This window comes from Actinocorallia aurea (assembly GCF_054783995.1).
In genome coordinates, this window is the sequence record NZ_BAAGPQ010000028.1 from 255,650 (window position 1) to 272,615 (window position 16,966).

At 72.5% G+C, this 16,966-nt stretch carries 11 protein-coding genes; 2 read left to right on the plus strand and 9 right to left on the minus strand.

Features of this window, described 5'->3' with window-relative positions; translation table 11 throughout:
• Nucleotide 1 precedes the first annotated feature (1 nt).
• Entirely contained in the window at nucleotides 2-1,963 is a 1,962-nt protein-coding gene (locus ACYVOM_RS32070; protein ID WP_460307296.1) for an FAD-dependent oxidoreductase, read from the plus strand.
• Nucleotides 1,964-2,275: 312 nt separating this feature from the next.
• Here ACYVOM_RS32070 and ACYVOM_RS32075 read toward each other — a convergent pair whose 3' ends face one another.
• From ACYVOM_RS32075 to ACYVOM_RS32100, 6 genes are read right to left on the minus strand one after another with little or no spacing between them, the layout of a single operon-like run.
• Nucleotides 2,276-5,962, minus strand: coding sequence for a hypothetical protein (locus ACYVOM_RS32075; protein WP_460307297.1), 3,687 nt, complete (start codon nucleotides 5,960-5,962; stop codon nucleotides 2,276-2,278).
• Nucleotides 5,959-6,981 carry a protein kinase domain-containing protein gene (locus ACYVOM_RS32080; protein ID WP_460307298.1) on the minus strand — a complete coding sequence of 341 codons (1,023 nt, stop codon included), beginning with the start codon at nucleotides 6,979-6,981 and terminating at the stop codon, nucleotides 5,959-5,961. Before ACYVOM_RS32080 ends, ACYVOM_RS32075 begins: the two co-directional genes overlap by 4 nt.
• The gene (locus ACYVOM_RS32085; RefSeq protein ID WP_460307299.1) at nucleotides 6,981-7,988 is read right to left on the minus strand and encodes an FHA domain-containing protein; all 1,008 of its coding nucleotides are present in this window, start codon (nucleotides 7,986-7,988) and stop codon (nucleotides 6,981-6,983) included. Before ACYVOM_RS32085 ends, ACYVOM_RS32080 begins: the two co-directional genes overlap by 1 nt.
• On the minus strand, nucleotides 7,985-9,379 hold the full coding sequence (locus ACYVOM_RS32090) for a vWA domain-containing protein (RefSeq protein ID WP_460307300.1): 1,395 nt from the start codon (nucleotides 9,377-9,379) through the stop codon (nucleotides 7,985-7,987). The genes ACYVOM_RS32085 and ACYVOM_RS32090 overlap by 4 nt, the downstream gene beginning before the upstream one ends.
• A gap of 15 nt (nucleotides 9,380-9,394) precedes the next feature.
• On the minus strand, nucleotides 9,395-10,651 hold the full coding sequence (locus ACYVOM_RS32095) for a PP2C family protein-serine/threonine phosphatase (protein ID WP_460307301.1): 1,257 nt from the start codon (nucleotides 10,649-10,651) through the stop codon (nucleotides 9,395-9,397).
• Between the two features lie 5 nt (nucleotides 10,652-10,656).
• Entirely contained in the window at nucleotides 10,657-11,574 is a 918-nt protein-coding gene (locus tag ACYVOM_RS32100; protein WP_460307302.1) for a hypothetical protein, read from the minus strand.
• 118 nt (nucleotides 11,575-11,692) lie between these two features.
• Between ACYVOM_RS32100 and ACYVOM_RS32105 the strand changes: the two genes are divergently transcribed.
• Nucleotides 11,693-12,784, plus strand: a complete 1,092-nt coding sequence (locus ACYVOM_RS32105) for a hypothetical protein (protein ID WP_460307303.1) — start codon at nucleotides 11,693-11,695, stop codon at nucleotides 12,782-12,784.
• A gap of 274 nt (nucleotides 12,785-13,058) precedes the next feature.
• On the opposite strand, the gene katG is transcribed toward ACYVOM_RS32105, so the two are convergent.
• The 3 genes from katG to ACYVOM_RS32120 all read right to left on the minus strand — a co-directional run bounded on the left by katG (nucleotide 13,059) and on the right by ACYVOM_RS32120 (nucleotide 16,868).
• A complete protein-coding gene (gene katG / locus ACYVOM_RS32110; protein WP_460307304.1) occupies nucleotides 13,059-15,380 on the minus strand; it encodes a catalase/peroxidase HPI in 2,322 nt (773 codons plus the stop codon).
• A gap of 40 nt (nucleotides 15,381-15,420) precedes the next feature.
• Nucleotides 15,421-16,047: an IMPACT family protein gene (locus tag ACYVOM_RS32115; RefSeq protein WP_460307305.1), complete on the minus strand. Its 627-nt coding sequence runs from the start codon at nucleotides 16,045-16,047 to the stop codon at nucleotides 15,421-15,423.
• A 95-nt stretch (nucleotides 16,048-16,142) separates the two neighbouring features.
• Complete coding sequence (locus ACYVOM_RS32120; RefSeq protein WP_460307306.1) at nucleotides 16,143-16,868, minus strand: SDR family oxidoreductase; 726 nt, start codon at nucleotides 16,866-16,868, stop codon at nucleotides 16,143-16,145.
• Nucleotides 16,869-16,966: the final 98 nt, after the last annotated feature.

Sequence of the window (16,966 nt, forward strand, 5' to 3'; positions counted from 1 at the left end):
CATGACACTCGACACCCGCCAGCGGGCCGCGCTCACCGCGATCTGCGACACCTTCGCCCCCGGCGACGGCGCGGCGGTCCCGTCCGCCGGCGCGCTGGGCGCCGTGGACATCGCCGAGGCGCTGGCCGGCGGCCAGCCCCGTGCCAAGGACCGCAAGCAGTTGGGGACGCTGCTGTCCCTGTGGGACACGCGGGCGATGGGGCTGGTCCTCGGCACGGGCGGACGCCGGTTCTCGCGGCTGCCGGCCGCCGACCGCGAACGCGTGCTGCTGGGGCTGGGCGACTCGCCCTCGGAGTTCAAGCGGGTGCTGTTCCAGTCCCTGCGCGGCCTGGCAGCCTCCTCCTACCTGCTCGCCCCGGGCCCGACCGGGACCTCGCCGGTCTGGGACGCCATCGGGTACCCCGGGCCGCTGGGGACGCTGGAGTCCGCCCCGCGCCCGAAGCTCAACCCGGTGTCGCCGTCCGCCGACACCGCGCTCGACTGCGATGTCGTCATCGTCGGATCCGGCGCCGGGGGCGGCACCGCGGCCGGTGTCCTGGCCGCCGCGGGCCTCGACGTGGTCGTCCTGGAGCGCGGCGGCTACTACGACGACGCCGACTTCGACGGTCAGGAACTCGGCGGCCTCGGTCGGCTCTACGCCGCCGGGCCCGCCTCCACCGCCGAGGGCCAGGTCGCGCTCGTCGCGGGCTCGTGCCTGGGCGGCGGCACCGTCGTCAACTGGACGACCTCCTTCCCCACCCCCGACGGCGTCCGCGCCGAGTGGGCCGCGCTGGGCGCCGAGCAGTTCGCGCAGGAGGAGTTCACCCGCGCCACCGACGCGGTGCTGGCCCGGCTCTCGGTGAACACCGACCACAGCAAGCCCTCGGCCCGCGACCAAGTGCTGGAGCGCGGCCTGCGCGCCCTCGGCTGGCACGTCGACGCGATGCCCCGCAACGTGGTGGGCTGCGACATGGGCACCGACTGCGGGCGGTGCGGCTACGGCTGCCGGCTCGGGGCCAAGCAGTCGGTCGCCAAGACGTGGCTCGCCGACGCCGAGGCCGCCGGGGCGCGGCTGGTCATCGACACCGACGTCCGGGCCATCGAGGTGAAGCAGGGCCGGGCCGTCGGCGTGCGCGGCGTCACCACCGCGGGCCACACGGTGACCGTGCGGGCCCGTGCCGTCGTCGTGGCCGCGGGCGCCATCCAGACTCCGGCGCTGCTGCGCCGCTCCGGGCTCACCGATCCCACCATCGGCCGCTACCTGCGGCTGCACCCGGCGACGGCCGTGTGGGGCGTGTTCGACGAGGAGATCCGCCCGTGGGAGGGCGGGATGCAGACCCGGTACTCCAGCCAGGACAGCGACCTCGACGGCAACGGCTACGGCGTCATCTACGAGACGGGTCCGGGCAACCCCGGCTCGCTCCAGGGCTTCATGAACTGGCGCGGCGGCGCCGCCCACCTGGCCGCGATGAAGGACCTGGCCCACACGGGCGGGATCGGGGTCATCACCCGGGACCGCGACCACGGCGAGGTCAAGGTGGCCCGCGACGGCGAGCCCGTCCCGCACTACCGCCTGTCGGACTACGACGCCGCGCACCTGCGCAAGGGCATCGAGGGCGCGACCCGCATCCTGGAGGCCGCCGGCGCCCGCCGGATCTCCTCCGCCCACCAGGCGGGCCCTTCCTACGAGCCGGGACGGCGCGGCACCTACGACGAGTTCGTCGCCGCCTGCCACTCCGCCGGCCTGGAGCCCGGCCGCTGCGCGATCGCCGCCCTCCACATCATGGGCACCGCCCGCATGGGCGGCGACCGCGCCACCAGCGCCACCGACCCCGACGGAGCCACCTGGGAGGTCCCCAACATCGTCGTCGCGGACGCCTCCTGCTTCCCGACCTCCTCCGGCGTCAACCCCATGATCTCCATCGAGGCCATCGCCCACATGAACGCCACCCGCCTCGCCGCCCGCCTCCGCACCACCACCTGACCCACCCGTCCTGGCCGACGCCGCGCACATGGCCATCACCGCATGATCGACGGCGGTACGGCCATGTTCGTCGACAGGGCGCCTGCGGGTGCCGCGGGAGGCCGGGCAGGCGCAGGACCGCAAGCGGGCGAACAGCGCCTGCACCGCTTTGACGCGCGTGGACTGCGACCGGTCCACGCGTGGACCGGCGGGTTCGAGCGGTTCCGGGACGCGAGCTTCGACCGCCTGGACTCCACGTGCAGGACCTGAAGCAGGCAAGCGCAGCAGCGGGGACCGGGTGCCGGGCGATGGCGACGAGCCGTGCGGCGAATGCTAAGTGGCGATCCAATGGTCGGTGCTCCACAGGTCGAGGAGGAGGTCTTCGGGAGGGAGATGGGAGTGGGCGGCGACGGTCGGCCAGGTGGCCGGCGGGAGGCCGTGGGAGGTGATGAGGCGGTGGGCGGCCGCGTCGCCGCCGAGGGCGAGCAGGGCGGTGAGGATGCGGACGTCTTCGGGCGCCGCCTGGGCCTCGGCGGCGAGGGTGAGCAGCGCGTGGCCGAAGCGGGCGAAGGCGCGGAGGCCGTCCTCGCCGGTGGCCAGGAGCCAGTGGCTCGACTCCGCGGAAGGGGCGGCACGGCCGTCGGCGAGCAGCCGGGCGATCTGCACGCCGTCGGCCGAGGCGAGGACCGGGATCCAGTGCGGACCCCAGCCCCGGACGGCCGCCGGGGCGTCGGGACGGGTCTGCGCGAGGATGGCGGTGTCGCGGGCCGCGGCGGGGCCGTGCTCGCGAGAGATCGCCAGCAGGTCGTCGGTGATCGGCAGCGGGCCGAGCAGCCGCGCCAGGGCGCGGTCCTCGGGGCTGAGCCCGCGCGCGAGCGCCTCGCCGGCCTGGGCCGCGGTCAGGTCCTCGTCGAGCATCAGGCGGACGATCGCGGCGGCCGAGGGATGGTCGAGCAGCCCCGGCAGCGCCTCGACGACCGGCTGCACGACCAGCGAGCGGCCGGGGTCGGCGAGCGCCAGGCGCAGCAGGGCCAGCCGCTGACCGGGGAAGACGAGCGATCGGGCCAGGGCGAGCAGCCCGGGCTGGGCCTCCAGCAGTTCGACCAGCGCCCGCCCCTCCTCGGGCGGGATCGCCAGCGCGTCCGTCTCCGCTCCGAGGACGCCCGTCAGCACCCGGCGCGGCAGCCGGTCCCCGGTGACCAGCCAGGAGCGCATCAGGCCCGGGTTCTCGATCAGATCGGCCATCGTGTCGGCCAGGGAGGCGCCGTCGGCCAGTCGGGCGGTGGTCCACGCGCCGGCGGCCGGGGTCCGGAACGCGTCGATGTCCTCGGCCGATGCCCCGAGGTCGAGGTAGGCCATCAGGACGTCGGCCGGATCGGCTCCGGCCTCGGCCGCATACGCCGACAGGTGGCCGAGCAGGTCCTCGGTGAGGTCGACCGAGGCCGCCGCCCGCAGCGCCGCGGGCGAGAACGCCCGCAGCAGGAAGACCGCGTTCGGGAACGCGGCGAGCACCGGCGCGAGGTCGAGCCGCCCGAACTCCGACAGCCACGCCGCCGACGCCTCCGGCGCGCCGAGCACCACCGGCCACTCGGCCGGAGGCACCTCGAGCAGGGCGCGGACGGCGTAGCGCGCCTCCTTCCCCGAGAGCCGGGCGATCTCCAGCAGCGACCTGGCGTCGACCTTCCCCTCGGCGTCGCGGTCCACGAGCAGCGCCCAGCCCAGTCCCAACGCGCTGAGGTGCTCGGGCTGGCGCAGTCCGTCCAGGAGCAGGCTCCAGGCGCGCGGCGGGAACCGGCCGAGCAGGTCGAGGTCGGGCCCCTCGATGAACGGCTCCAGCACCTCCAGCAGCCGCGCTGAGCCGAGTTTGCCGACCAGGAACTGCAGGCTGGGCGCGGGAACGTCCAGCAGCGCGTCGACCTGGGCCTGCGTCAGCGCGGCCACCGAGTCGAGCAGCGAGCCGACGTCGTGGGAGGGCAGCGCGGTCGCGAGCCGACCCAGGAGTCCGAGCCTGCGGATGCCCTCGATGGTGTAGAGAAGGTCGTTCAGTGGGGTGCCGCCGAGCCGCAGTTCCGGGGCGTACACCTCCGCCAGCCGGGGCGCGACGGGCAGGAGCCGCCGCGTGACGTCCTTGTACAGCGTGTCGGTGGTGCGGCTGAGCAGAGCGTGCATCAGGTCGTTGCGCAGCGTGCCGGTCGCGGGCATGCCGGAGAGCACGGGCGCGGCCAGCCGCAGCCGTTCGCGCATCCGGTTCCAGCGCTCGGCGCGCAGGGCGGGCCTGCCCCAGAGGTCCACGACGCGCAGCAGGAGTTCGGTGCGCGCCCCGTACAGGGAGCTCAGCTCGGCGAGTTCGTTGCGCAGCTGCCGGCCCTTGTCGCGGGCGGCTTCGGCCTGCTTCTGCCGGAAGGCATCAGCGCTCAGCCGCAGCGCCCATCCGGCTGCGAAGGTCCGGCGGCGCAGCGAGGCGCCGCCCTCTTTGTGCAGCAGCTCGGTGGAGAACGCACTGAGGTCGGGATCGGCGATGAACGGCAGCGCGGACGCGCTCCGCCCGCCGATCGAGGGACCGGCCGCCGCGGTGGGCAGGACCTCCTCGTACCCGGCGGGGAGCGCCGCCGCCAGGATCCGCCCCGCCCGTCCGGCGACGACGATCCGCGCCGACGGAGCGCGCCGCGCGACGGTTCGCGCGATCGCCGTGAACTCCTCCTCGGAGACCATCACCCAGCCCGCGCCCGACAGCAGCGCCGCCCCCGGCGAGGACCGCCGATCGGGGGCGACCGCCGCGACGGCCACGACCTCGGGCCCGTGCTCCTCCAGCAGGCCGAGCCGCACCGATTCGGCGTTGACGCTCACCGCCCGGGCCTTCGCACGAGCCCGCGGCTCCTCTCCGTACCCGTGGACGATCTCCGCGATGGGCGGCTTGATCTGTGAGACGACCGCGGTGACCTGCTGCCCGACGCGGTACAGCCGGGTGAGGTCGAGGTGCCCCTTCTGGTTCTTGCCCTCCGGTGTCTGACGCCGCAGGACGTTCACCGGCCAGCGTTCGCCGCGGCCGTCGAACTGGATGCGCACCTTGTGCGGCTCGACCTCGATGACGCGTGCGTCCAACTGCTTGCCCAGCAGGCTTTCCTGCCACTCCTCCCGGGTCCCGGTGGAGCCCTTGCCCGCCGCCTCGTCGAAGAAGAGCACGCACGCGGCCCGCTCGACCCGCTGCCGCGCCTCGCTCGCCCGCTCCGCGACGGCCGCGTCGGCGAGCGTCTCGGCCAGCCGTCCCGGCTGCAGGGCCGGATGGCTGGCGAACCCCGACGCGCGAAGGTAGGCGGCCTGCCCATCGGCCCTGCCGACCTGCCCCCAGGAGCCGGGCGGCAGCCCGCCGCACATCCAGCCGGCCAGCCGCAGCAGCAGAGCGACCTGGAAGTCGCGCCACTCCGCCATCGTCGCCGACGGTCCCGGCAGCTCGCCGCAGAGCAGCTGGCTGGTCGGCAGCGACATCCCGTAGGGGTTGGGCAGCCTGCCCTGCGCGGGCAGGTAGAGATGGCGGCCGAGCCCGACGAGCCTGATCCCGCCGCCGTTCTCGATCAGATGGTCGGGCGACAGCTCGACGGGCACGAAACCGCGGGCGGCCAGGCGGTCCAGCGCGCGGCCCAGCGGGATCAGCAGCCGCAGCGCCTCGGCGGGTTTCCAGCGATGGCCCTCCTCGATCCTGGCCAGCAGGTCGTCCGCCTCGATCAGTTCCGACAGCGGGACCTTGGACTGCCCGGGGGCCCAGGCGGTGACGATCGAGTACGGCGACTCCGCGGCGTCGACGATGTCGAGCAGCACGGGGGCGATGTGCCCGGCGATCCCGAGGAAGGTGAGGGCGTGCGCCCGCTCGTCGCGGCCGGCGAAGCGGCGCAGCGCCCCGTAGGTGCTGCCGCCCGCCACAAGGTCGACCTGGTGCGGTCTGGCGCCGTCGTGCGGGCGTAGGTGCCCGGTGCGGACCTGGGAGCGCTGGACGGTCCACTCGCGCAGCGACCGGCCGATCATCGGGCGTCCAGCAGGGCCGCGTAGAGCGCCGCGCCGTCCCTGGCCCTGGCCAGGTCGGAGAGGATCGACTGCACGTTCGTGGTCCGGAACTCCGGCTCGGCGAGGCAGCTGCTGATCAGCGTGGTCAGGATCGGGCCGCCCCCGTGGCCGGCGAGCTTCTGCTTGGCCAGGCCGTGTTCGCGCAGTGTCCCGTAGAAGCTGCGTTTGGTGTCCTCGTCGAGCTGCTCCAGGGTCAGCGCCTCGGCCAAGGTCGCGCCCAGCATGTAGATGTCGAACTTCTCCGTCGCGCGGTGGCATTCCTCGCTGCGGCGGGCTCCGGGCGGCGCGGGCGGCGCGTAGGCGTCGGTGGTGGTCGAGATCGGCGCGCCGTCGACCACCGCCGCGTCGTAGTCGATCAGGACGTACTGGGCCGGCGGGCCGAGGACGAGCACGTTCTCCGGCTTCAGGTCGGCGTGGATCCAGTACTCCTCCTTCTTGCCCACGGCGCCGGAGGCCTTGCGGCGGGTGTGCAGGGCGCCGAGGGCGCCGCACAGCTGCTCGGCGAGCTCGATCAGCTCGTCCTCGGTGAACGGCCTGCCCTCGCGCCTGCGCTCCTTGATCTCGTCCAGCAGGGTCAGCACCGGGCGGCCCTCGACGCCGACGAACTCCATCACCACGAAGTACTCGTCGGCGACGGGCTCGATCTGCTCCGCGATCAGCGTCGGCGACGGTTCGGCGATCACGTCGATGACGGCCGGAGCCTGCTGGGTGAGCTGCATCGCCTGGTAGACGGCCTTCAGCCCCTCCTGCTGGCGGGCCTTGTTGAGATCGAGCCCGCTCTCCCACAGCCCGCTGTTGAGCTCGCCGCGCTTGAACCACAGGCCCTTGAGCACGGCCTTGCCCTTGCACCAGGAGTCCTCGACCAGCAGCGCGTACCCTTGGCCGGCGACCGCCAGGCATCTGATGACCTTGTACCGCTCGCCGTACCGCTCGGCCTGGTAGGCGACCGAGGTCGAGTCCTTGGCCTGGATCTGCTCCATCAGTTGCCTTCCTCGAAGGAGATCAGCAGCCTGACCCGTCCGGCGCCGAGCACCAGCTCGTCGTCATCGTCCAGGGGGTAGCGGGTGCCGGGTTCCAGCCGGTGGTCGGCGGGCAGGCCGTCCGGGCCGAAGCGGGGATTGAGGAAGCTGCTGCCCGCCTCGCTCTGGTGCACGACGACGGGCCGGCCCTCGTCGTCGAGGTCGATCCGCAGATGCCGGCGGCCGATGTCGTTCTTGGCGCCGCCGTCGAGGAACGCGGTGACGTCGGCGACGTCCGGCCTGGTCGGACCGCCCCTGCCCAGCACGACGCCGTCCGCGGCCAGGTCGAGGCGAGCGCGGTGCACGCCGTCGACGACGAGCGTCAGGGTGGGGGGAGCCGGCGGGACGGTCGCGTAGACCTGTTCCTCCGCCGCGTAACTGCACCGCGCGCAGTAGTACTTGTTCAGGGTCCGCTTCGGGGTGGTCGGCAGGCCCGCCTGCTTGCAGCGGCCCGCCGGAGCCCTGCAGATCCAGATCTGGCCGTCGGACAGGCCCATGACGCCCGCCTTCAACGCCTTCTTGCGGCGGGCCGCCGCGACCTCCTCGTCGGTCACCGGACGCAGGCGGCGGGGCGCCAGGGTGACCTCGCCCTTCTCCCAGGTCCAGTTCCACACCCGGTCGGGGTCCTCCAGCCACGGGTGGGTCCGGCGGGCGTCCTTGAACTTGTCGCGGCTGACGACGGCGGCCCGGTGGTCGCCGGCGAACTCCAGGATCAGGTCGTCGGCGTCGCCCGGCGCGATCTCCAGCCAGCCCGCCTGGCGGGCCGAGCGCAGCCTGTCGCGGTCGGCGAGCCTTCCCTCGGCCGACGCGTCCATCCACGCCCGCACGAGCACCCCGTCCCACCGCCGTTCGCAGGCGGTCTTCACCTGGTCGACGTAGGTGAAGCGCCAGTCCGCCTTCTTCCCCCTCGGATTGTGGGCGGCGAGGTTGGCGGCGTCGAGGACGACCGTCTCCACGCGAGCGCTCACCATCCCTCCGTCCGCTCCTCCGTGCCGGAAGTGGGGTGGTCCGACCGGGTCCGGTCGATGACGCGGGGACCCTCGGCGCGGGCGGGACCGATGCGCGGGTCGAGGATCGGCCGCTTGCGCAGGGTCTCGTTGGCGCCGCCCGCATTGGTGCTGGACCGCGACCGCTGCTCGTTGCGGACGTCGTTGGCGTCCAGCCCGGACTCCAGGCCGCGCAGCGCGAGCTGGTAGGTCTCGGCGAGTTCGTCGAGACCCTCCGACAGCGCGCGCTCGATCGCGGCCCGGTAGATGTCCGGATGGGCGCCGGGCGCGTTCTCCTTCAGCCGTCTGGCGATCACGGCTTCGAGGTCGATCGACTTGATCTGGACCATGACCCGGTCGAGCTGGATCTCGGGCTTCTCCGCGATGCCCCGGATCGCCGCCGTCGACGGAGCGAGGGCGACCACGCCGGCCTCGGTCCGCAGCGATCCCGACGCTTTGACGATCTCCAGGCTCTTGTTCACGATCTTGTTCGGCGCCCTGAGCCGCAGCGCGTACACCGGCTCCTGGTCGCCGGTGCCGACCGCGCCGAGCGGGATCCGGACGGTCTGCGCCCCGTCGGGACCGGAGCCCGTTCCCGTCTCAAGGCGCCGCCGCACCGGAGTCAGCTCGTAGACGGCCTCCACCGGGAACAGCGGATGGATCTCCAGATTCACCTCGCCGCCGGAGGCCGCCAGGTTCTGGCCCTGGCGTGCCAGCCGCCCCACGGTCTCGGCGATGACCCGCCGGGCGCCCTCCGCCGAAGGCACGTGCCCGTTCGAGCCCCGCGCGCTGATGCCCATCAGCAGGTCGATGTCCGCGCCCGCGCCCATGCCGATCGTGTCGGTGTAGATGTCGCGGTCGGCGGCCCGACCGGCCAGCGCCGCCAGCACCTGCGGCGAGGTCGCGCCGTCGTTGGGCTCACCGTCGCTCAGCAGGATCGCGCGCCTGGCCGGCGCCGTCGAGCGGCCCAGCAGGTCGTAGGCGAGCGACAGCCCCGCCTCGATATTGGTGGTGCCGTATTCGGGCGCGGGTTCCCTGGCCACCCTTCCCGAGGCCCGCAGCTCCGCGACGGTCGTGTCCCGGACGATGGCCCGCGCCACGTTGTTGAACGCGACCACGTGGAGCTCGTCGCCGTCGGGCAGGAGCCTCAGCAGCTCCTCGACGGCCTGGAGCGCGAGCGCCCACCGGCTGATGCCGCCGCTCGGCTCGGCCTCCCAGCTCATCGACTGGCTGGCGTCCAGCACGATCGCGTAGGAGGCCCGGTGGGTCCGGCGGACAGGACCGCCGCCGGACCGGGTGGTCCGGACGGCCACGGCGAACTCCCCACCGGCGCCCAGGGGGTCGCGGTCGAGGGAGATCTCGGCTGCGGGCATGGCTGCTCCCGTCTGTCAGGGGGTCGGGTGGATCTCTGCGATGACCGCCGTGGCGTTGTCGTGGCCCCCGAGCCGCTCGGCCCTGGCCATCAGCGCGGCGGCCAGCGCGGGGGCCTTGGGGAAGGCGTCTGCCAGGGCGGCCAGCTCGAAGCCGAACCAGACCTGGTCGCGCACCGAGGCGCCGTCGCTCAGCAGGACCAGCAGATCGCCGGGCACCACCCGGACCGTGCTGCGGTACGGCTGGTCGGCGTCTCCGCCGAGGCTCTGGACCAGCTGGGAGCCGCCCGCCACCGCGTCGGGGTCGATCCGTCTGGTCTCGGCGAGCAGCGTCTGCTCGGGGGTGAGGCGGAAGGCGACCCTGCCGCCGCGCTTGCGCCGCCGCACCAGCCAGGCGGGACTGTCGCCGATGGAGTAGAGGTCGGCGACGCCGTCCCGGGTGATGGTCGCGACCAGCGCGGTGCTGGCACCGGTGGTCTCCTTCTGCACGGCCCGGTCGGCGGTGGTCAGCGCCAGCCGGATGTCGCCGTCGCCGGCCAGGACCGTGCGCAGTTCCCGGACCGCCGCGCGGGAGGCGAGGGCGCCCGAGCCGTCGCCCGGTCCTGTGACGCCGTCGCAGACCGCGAGCGCGAGCGCGCCGTCGGGCAGCGGGAGCACCAGGTGGGAGTCCTCGTTGTCGAACTCGGGGTTGTAGCGGGCCTTGCCGGAGCCGACCGCGGTCTCGGCCGCCGCGAGGGCCTGCACCCTGCCGGGAGGCGGGGGCCGCAGCAGGTGGTGGACCTGGGCGGGGTTGCCGCCCGTGAGCAGGGTGTGGACGATCGCGTCGAGCCCGTGCACCACGCCGGCGTGCAGATCGAGCAGGTCGAAGGCGTCCGCCTGGTCGCGCGGGGCGCGGCCGACGGCGATCTCGATCAGGGCCGAGGCCACCACCCAGGCGTCGTGCTCTCGGGCCCCGGGCGTCGCGGGCACGGGCAGCTCGGCTCCGTGCGGAGGGACGATCAGCAGCTGCCAGTGCTCGTGCTCGTCCCAGCGCAGCCCCCACAGGCACCCGGGCCCGTGGGCGGTCTCGGAATCGGCGAGCAGCGGCCACAGCGCGCCGAGCTGCTCGATGAGCTGGGCCGCGGGCAGAGCCAGCTCGGGCAGCGGCTCCGACGGCCAGGCGACGCTGACCTCCGCGCGCAGCAACGGCCCGTGCGACGCCGCGTTCTCGAGTGCGAGAACCGCGGTGCCGGCCGGATCGGGGTTGGCCGACGCGGGTTCTTCGGTTTCGGGCAACGGGTTCAGCCTCCGATGAAGAGCACGAGGACGAGGCCGAGCCAGCCGACCGCGGCCACGGCCATCAGCAGGTCGCGCGCGCGCCTGGCGGCGTCCCGGTCGCGTTCGGCGCGCTCGTGCTCGTCGGCGGCGGACCGGAGCTGCTGGTACTGCGCGTTGGCGTACTCGTGCGCCTGCTTGATCTTGGCGTCGGCGTCGGCCCGCATGCGGGCGATGGCGCCGTCGGCCTCTGCCTTGAGGCGGGCCGACTCCTGCTGGAGCCGCAGGTCGGCCCGCTCGACGGCAAGCCGGCCTTCGACCTCGGCCTTGCGCTCGGCCTGGTCGGCGCGCAGCCTGGCGTCGCGTTCGGCGAGGGCGGCGCGGCGCTCGTAGTCCTCGCGGGCGCGGACGGTGCGCGCCTCGAAGGCCGCACCCAGGTCACCGCCCTCACCGACGGGGAATCCCGGTGGACGGCGCGGGGGCGGCTGGTTCGGCAGCGCGGGGAAGAGGAGCGTCGGCTCGTGCCCGATGTTCCGGGCCGGCCGGGCGACCGGGACCTCGATGATCTCGGCGCGGAGCGTGGCGGCATCGGTGATCCGAGCCCTGCGCCAGCCGCCGATCCCGTCGGGAACACCCGCGGGAACGTACAGGTGCTGTCCCGAGCCGAGGGCGACCGTGCTGCCGGAGACGTTCGCCCACACGACTTCGCCGTCGGTGAGCTGGGCCGCGGTCAGCTCGGCGGGCGGGAGTTCCGTGGCGGGCCTGGTCGGCTCGAAGGAGGGGGAGGGCGCGGTGGCCGTCGCGTCGTCGTCGAGGGAGGCCCAGCCCGAGGTGGGCGCGGGGGCGGGCTCGTCGTCGTCCAGCGACGACCACTGGGAGGAACCGGCGGGCCGGGCGGCAGGGCGCGGCGGGTCGTCGTCGTCGAGGAGGTCCCATCCCGGCATGCAGAAACCCCCGTCGTTGACGACAAATAACTGATTTTGGAGTGTGGATACTAGGCTAAATGCGGATCTGTCGTCAATGTAGTGCATCTTGCCGATCTGAGAGGGCTGGGCCGCAGAGATGAGCGATTTCCTTACCTCCGATATCGATCGCGCCGACGCGCTGATCGACCTTTCGAACGTCGTTCTGGAACGGAGTCTCGGCGGTTCCGGAGCGGGCGACCTGCTGAGGCTGGAGCGGGTCGGTCAAGCACTTTCGGCGCTTTACGGAACGTCCGAAACGAGGATGTACGCCGTCGCCGACGAGAGCCTCCTCCGGCGCAAGCACTATGCCGACGAGCGGCAGTTCCGCACCCTGAAGAGATGGCGGGCCGAGCAGGTCGTCCACGTCGCCGAGGACGCCGACCCGGTCCTGCTCGAACTGGCCGACCGGACCGGCCTGCCCATCATCACCAAGGACAGGTTCCGCAACCACCGCGAGGACTTCCCCTGGCTGGACGGCAGCGACGACAGCATCCTCGAACCGCGCGCCGGCGCCCGAGGCGAGGTCCTCCTGTGCCATGTGGTGGTCCAGCCGGTCCTTGAGTACGAGGTCTCGCGGGCGGCGGAGGGCGATCTCCTCAAGCACAAGGGGGTGCGGGCCCGCCAGGACCTCCTGACCCGCATCTGGGGCTGCCCGGAACCCCGGTGCCCGTGGCACGACCCGTTGCGGACGGGCCTGCTGTTCGTCCCGCGCTGGAACGGCGACCGGCTCTACTGCGAGCTGCACGGTCGCGACGTCGTCGACCTCGGGCCGCGCCCCGAGACCGCCCAGGTCAAGGTGATCTCCAACGGCGCGGAGGTCGCGCGCTTCTCCGTCCGCGCCGGGCAGCGGGTCCCGGTCGGCCGCGCCGCAGGCGGGTTCGTGCTGACGCCCTGGCTGAGCGCGGACACCAAGCTCAAGATCAGCCGCGAGCACCTGGTCCTGGAGCTGGCCGGTGACCGACTGGTCTTCACCGACTCCAGCCGGAACGGAACCATGGTCGTCAACGCCGGCGGAGTCCGCCGCAGGGTCCACCGGGCCTCCGCGCCGTTCGGCTACAAGAGCCGGATCGAGCTCGCGCCGGGACTCGAACTGATCCGCAGCGGCCGACGCTATCCCTCCGAACTCCAGCTCGACCGCGCCGTGGCCACCGCCGCCGAGCCGCCACCCGAACCCACGGTCTCCTACTGACCTCCGACGACCGCCCTCGCCGAACTTCTCCACGGGGCATGAAACGCGAAGGGAGATGTTAGGTGGTTTTTGTGCGGATTCAACCGAATTGCAGTCAACGCCTTTGTGTCGTGTTCGACGAACTGTCGCACTGTGTCGGAAGGGCATCCCGACGGTCATGACAGGGTGCGGTAATTCGGAAGGGTGAGTTCGGATGGGCCGCGCCGTGTTTCAGGGGCGGGGCGGGTGAGGGGGTGCCTGGTCCTCCCGGAAGGCGAGGACCGGGCATTCGGGGTTAGGTGAGGTCGAAGCGGTCGAGGTTCATCACCTTGGTCCAGGCTGCGACGAAGTCGTGCACGAACTTCTCCTGGGCGTCGTGGGAGGCGTAGACCTCGGCGATGGCCCGGAGTTGGGAGTGGGAGCCGAAGACGAGGTCGACGGCGGTGGCGGTCCATCTGGGTTCGCCCGTGGCGCGGTCGCGGCCGTCGAACACGTCGTCCTCGGCGGCGGACGGCTTCCACTCGGTGCCCATGTCGAGCAGGTTGACGAAGAAGTCGTTGGTCAGGGTCTCCGGCCGGCGGGTGAGGACACCGTGGGCGGACTGCCGGAAGCCGGTGTTCAGGGCGCGCATGCCGCCGACCAGGACCGTCATCTCGGCGGCGGTGAGCGTCAGCAGGCTGGCGCGGTCCAGCAGGAGGGTCTCGGGCGACAGCTTCTCTCCCGCGCGGACGTAGTTGCGGAACCCGTCCGCCCTGGGTTCGAGCACCGCGAACGACTCCACATCGGTCTGCTCCTGCGAGGCGTCGGTGCGCCCCGGCGCGAACGGGACCGTGATGTCGTGCCCGGCGTTCTTCGCGGCCTGCTCGACGGCCGCGCATCCGCCAAGGACGATCAGGTCAGCGAGCGAGATCCGCGTTCCGCCGGACTGGGAGGCGTTGAAGTCCTGCTGGATCTGCTCAAGGGTCCGCACCACCTCGGTCACCTCGGGCAGGTCGTTGATCTCCCAGCCTCGTTGCGGCTCCAGCCGGATCCTCGCCCCGTTGGCCCCGCCGCGCTTGTCGGTGCCGCGGAAGCTCGCCGCCGCCGCCCAGGCCGTGGTGACCAGCTGGGAGATGGACCGTCCCGAGGCGAGGATCTTGGCCTTGAGGGCGGTGATGTCCCCGTCCTCGACGAGTTCGTGATCGACGGCCGGGACCGGGTCCTGCCACAGCTGGGGCTCGGCGACCCACGGGCCGAGGTAGCGCGAGAGGGGGCCCATGTCGCGGTGCAGCAGCTTGTACCAGGCCTTGCCGAACGCCTCCGCGAGCTCGTCCGGGTTCTCGTGGAAGCGTTTCGCGATCGGCGCGTAGACCGGATCGAGCTTCAGCGCGAGGTCCGAGGTCAGCATGATGGGAGCGTGCCGCTTCGCCGGATCGTGGGCGTCGGGCACGGTGCTCTTGGCCGCCGGATCGGTGGGCGTCCACTGCTTGGCGCCGGCGGGGCTCGTGGTCAGCTCCCAGTCGTAGCCGAACAGGTTGTCCAGGTACTCGTTGTCCCACTTCGTCGGCTGGGTGGTCCACGCGCCCTCGAGCCCGCTGGTGAGCGTGTCGCCGCCCTTGCCGCTGCCGTACGTGTTCTTCCAGCCGAGGCCCTGCTGCTCCAGCGGGCAGGCCTCGGGCTCCGGGCCGAGGTACTGGGGATCGACCGCGCCATGGCACTTGCCGAACGTGTGGCCGCCGACGATGAGCGCGACGGTCTCCTCATCGTTCATCGCCATCCGGCCGAACGTCTCGCGAATGTCCCTGGCGGAGGCCAGCGGATCCGGCTCACCGTTGGGCCCTTCCGGATTGACGTAGATCAGTCCCATCTGCACGGCGGCCAGACTCCCGCTGAGTTCCCTGTCGCCGCTGTAGCGCTCGTCTCCGAGCCAGGTGTCCTCGGGCCCCCAGAAGATCTCCTCGGGTTCCCAGATGTCCTGGCGCCCGAAGCCGAACCCGAAGGTCTTGAACCCCATCGATTCCAGGGCGCAGTTGCCGGTGAAGATCAGAAGGTCGGCCCAGGAGAGCTTCCGGCCGTACTTCTGTTTGACCGGCCAGAGCAGGCGCCGTGCCTTGTCGAGGCTCGCGTTGTCGGGCCAGCTGTTGAGGGGGGCGAAGCGCTGGGCGCCCGCGCCGCCGCCGCCCCGGCCGTCGTCGATGCGGTAGGTCCCCGCGGCATGCCAGCTCATCCGGATGAAGAGCGGCCCGTAGTGGCCGTAGTCGGCGGGCCACCAGTCCTGCGAGGCCGTCATCAGATCGAGGACGTCCTGTTTCAGCGCGTCGAGGTCGAGCGTGGCGAATTCCTCGGCGTAGTCGAAGTCCTCGCCCAGCGGAGTGGACCGCTGATCGTGCTGACGCAGGACCTGGAGGTCAAGCTGGTCCGGCCACCAGTCCCGGTTCCCCCTGGGCCGCGTCGGCGTGACTTCTGGGGAGGGGATCACCGGGTTCTCGCTCTCGCTGCGGGACACGTCAGCCCTTCTTTCGCTCGGTGTTTCCTGCTGCCGAGCGCTCACCCCTGAGGTGGTCGCCCTGCCGATGCCGCCGCGACGCCGGTGAGGTCCCGCGCCGGAGTCCGCATGATCGCTTGTCACAGAGAGCATCGCCAGGGGAGCACTCGGTGAAACCGCCGAGCCTCCTGCCTCAGTCGGTGACGGGGATCTCCACGTAGCCCGTGGCCCCGCGTTCCACCGACGCCCTGCCCGCCACGGCCTCGGCGACCCACGCCTCGAACTCCTCCAGGCCCTCGGCCGGGACCGCCACGTCGGCCTCCACGCCGGCGCCGTAGCGCACGGCGCTCGGATGACGGCCCCGCCCGTGCAGATCTCCGAGGAAACGGCCCGCCAGCGCGTGCTCCACCCGCACCGTGACCGTCACCACAGGACGCAGCTCCACCATCCCGACCACGTCCACCGCCGCCGCGACGGCTTCCCTGTAGGCGCGCACGAGACCGCCCGCGCCCAACTTCACGCCGCCGAAGTACCGCGTCACCACCGCGGCAGTGTCGGTCAGCCCCCTGCGCACCAGCACTTCGAGCATCGGGATCCCCGCGGTCCCGGCAGGCTCTCCGTCGTCGCTGCTCCTGGTGATCTCGCCTCGTTCACCGAGCACATAGGCGGTGCAGTTATGAGAAGCGTCGCGATGGGCACGCCGGTGACCGCTCAGGAACTCCGCCACCTCGGCCTCGGTCCGCACCCGGGCCAGCGTGCAGACGAACCGCGACTTGCGGATCACCAGCTCGTGGGACCCCGCTCTCCCGATCATGCGCATCGTGCCATCGAGTCTACGGCCGGAGGCCTACGGGCGTTCCCGTGCGCGGTGGTGCTCGCCGGGAGGTCCGCTGCGGATCGAAGACTCGGCAGCGGTCACCAGGGGATCGGGCCGTCGTCGTCGAAGAAGCCGCCGGTGGGGCCGTCGTCGGGCAGGGTCGCGAGCTTGAGCATGATCGCCGCGCCCTGCTCGGGGGTGCGGGTGCCGCGGAAGCCGTTGAGGTCGGTGGCGGTGAAGCCGGGGCAGCCCGCGTTGATGAGGATGTTCGTGTCGGCCAGCGCCTTGGCGTACTGGAGGGTCACGGCGTTCAGGAACGTCTTGGACGGGGCGTAGGCGATCGCCAGCGGGCCCGTCGAGCCGTCCGAGGCGCTCTGCCGGGTCAGCGAGCCGACGGTGCTGGAGACGTTCACGATCCTCGGCGCGGCCGAGCGGCGTAGCAGCGGCAGCATCGCGTCGGTGACCCGGATGACGCCGATCACGTTGACCTCGACGGCGGTCCGGACGGTCGCCAGGTCGGCCTTGGTCGGCTCCTGCGCCATCCCTCCGGTCACCCCGGCGTTGTTGACCAGGACGTCCAGGCGGCCGAAGCGCTCGTCCAGCAGCCTGACCGCCTCAGCGGTGCTCGCGTCGTCGGTCACGTCGAGGGGCACGCCGAAGGCGTCGAAGCCCTCGGCGCGCAGCTTCTGCACCGCGGCGTCCCTGCGGTCGGTGTCGCGGGCTCCGACACCGACGCTCCAGCCGAGGGCGCCGAGGCCCGCCGCGATCTCGAACCCGATTCCCTTGTTGGCGCCGGTGACCAGCGCGACAGTCTGTTCGTTCATGATTCGATCGTGCGCCCGGCGGCGGTGGAACTCCAACACCGTTCGAGTAAACGGCAATACCCCTACGGTATCGGCGCTGGCCGGATACCGTAGGGGCC

What these genes read in the sequence shown, in the direction of transcription:
- ACYVOM_RS32070 (WP_460307296.1), top strand. Translation starts at nt 2, where the DNA reads ATGACACTCGACACCCGCCAGCGGGCCGCGCTCACCGCGATCTGCGAC.
- ACYVOM_RS32075 (WP_460307297.1), bottom strand. Translation starts at nt 5,962, where the DNA reads ATGATCGGCCGGTCGCTGCGCGAGTGGACCGTCCAGCGCTCCCAGGTC.
- ACYVOM_RS32080 (WP_460307298.1), bottom strand. Translation starts at nt 6,981, where the DNA reads ATGGAGCAGATCCAGGCCAAGGACTCGACCTCGGTCGCCTACCAGGCC.
- ACYVOM_RS32090 (WP_460307300.1), bottom strand. Translation starts at nt 9,379, where the DNA reads ATGCCCGCAGCCGAGATCTCCCTCGACCGCGACCCCCTGGGCGCCGGT.
- ACYVOM_RS32100 (WP_460307302.1), bottom strand. Translation starts at nt 11,574, where the DNA reads ATGCCGGGATGGGACCTCCTCGACGACGACGACCCGCCGCGCCCTGCC.
- ACYVOM_RS32105 (WP_460307303.1), top strand. Translation starts at nt 11,693, where the DNA reads ATGAGCGATTTCCTTACCTCCGATATCGATCGCGCCGACGCGCTGATC.
- katG (WP_460307304.1), bottom strand. Translation starts at nt 15,380, where the DNA reads ATGCTCTCTGTGACAAGCGATCATGCGGACTCCGGCGCGGGACCTCAC.
- ACYVOM_RS32115 (WP_460307305.1), bottom strand. Translation starts at nt 16,047, where the DNA reads ATGCGCATGATCGGGAGAGCGGGGTCCCACGAGCTGGTGATCCGCAAG.
- ACYVOM_RS32120 (WP_460307306.1), bottom strand. Translation starts at nt 16,868, where the DNA reads ATGAACGAACAGACTGTCGCGCTGGTCACCGGCGCCAACAAGGGAATC.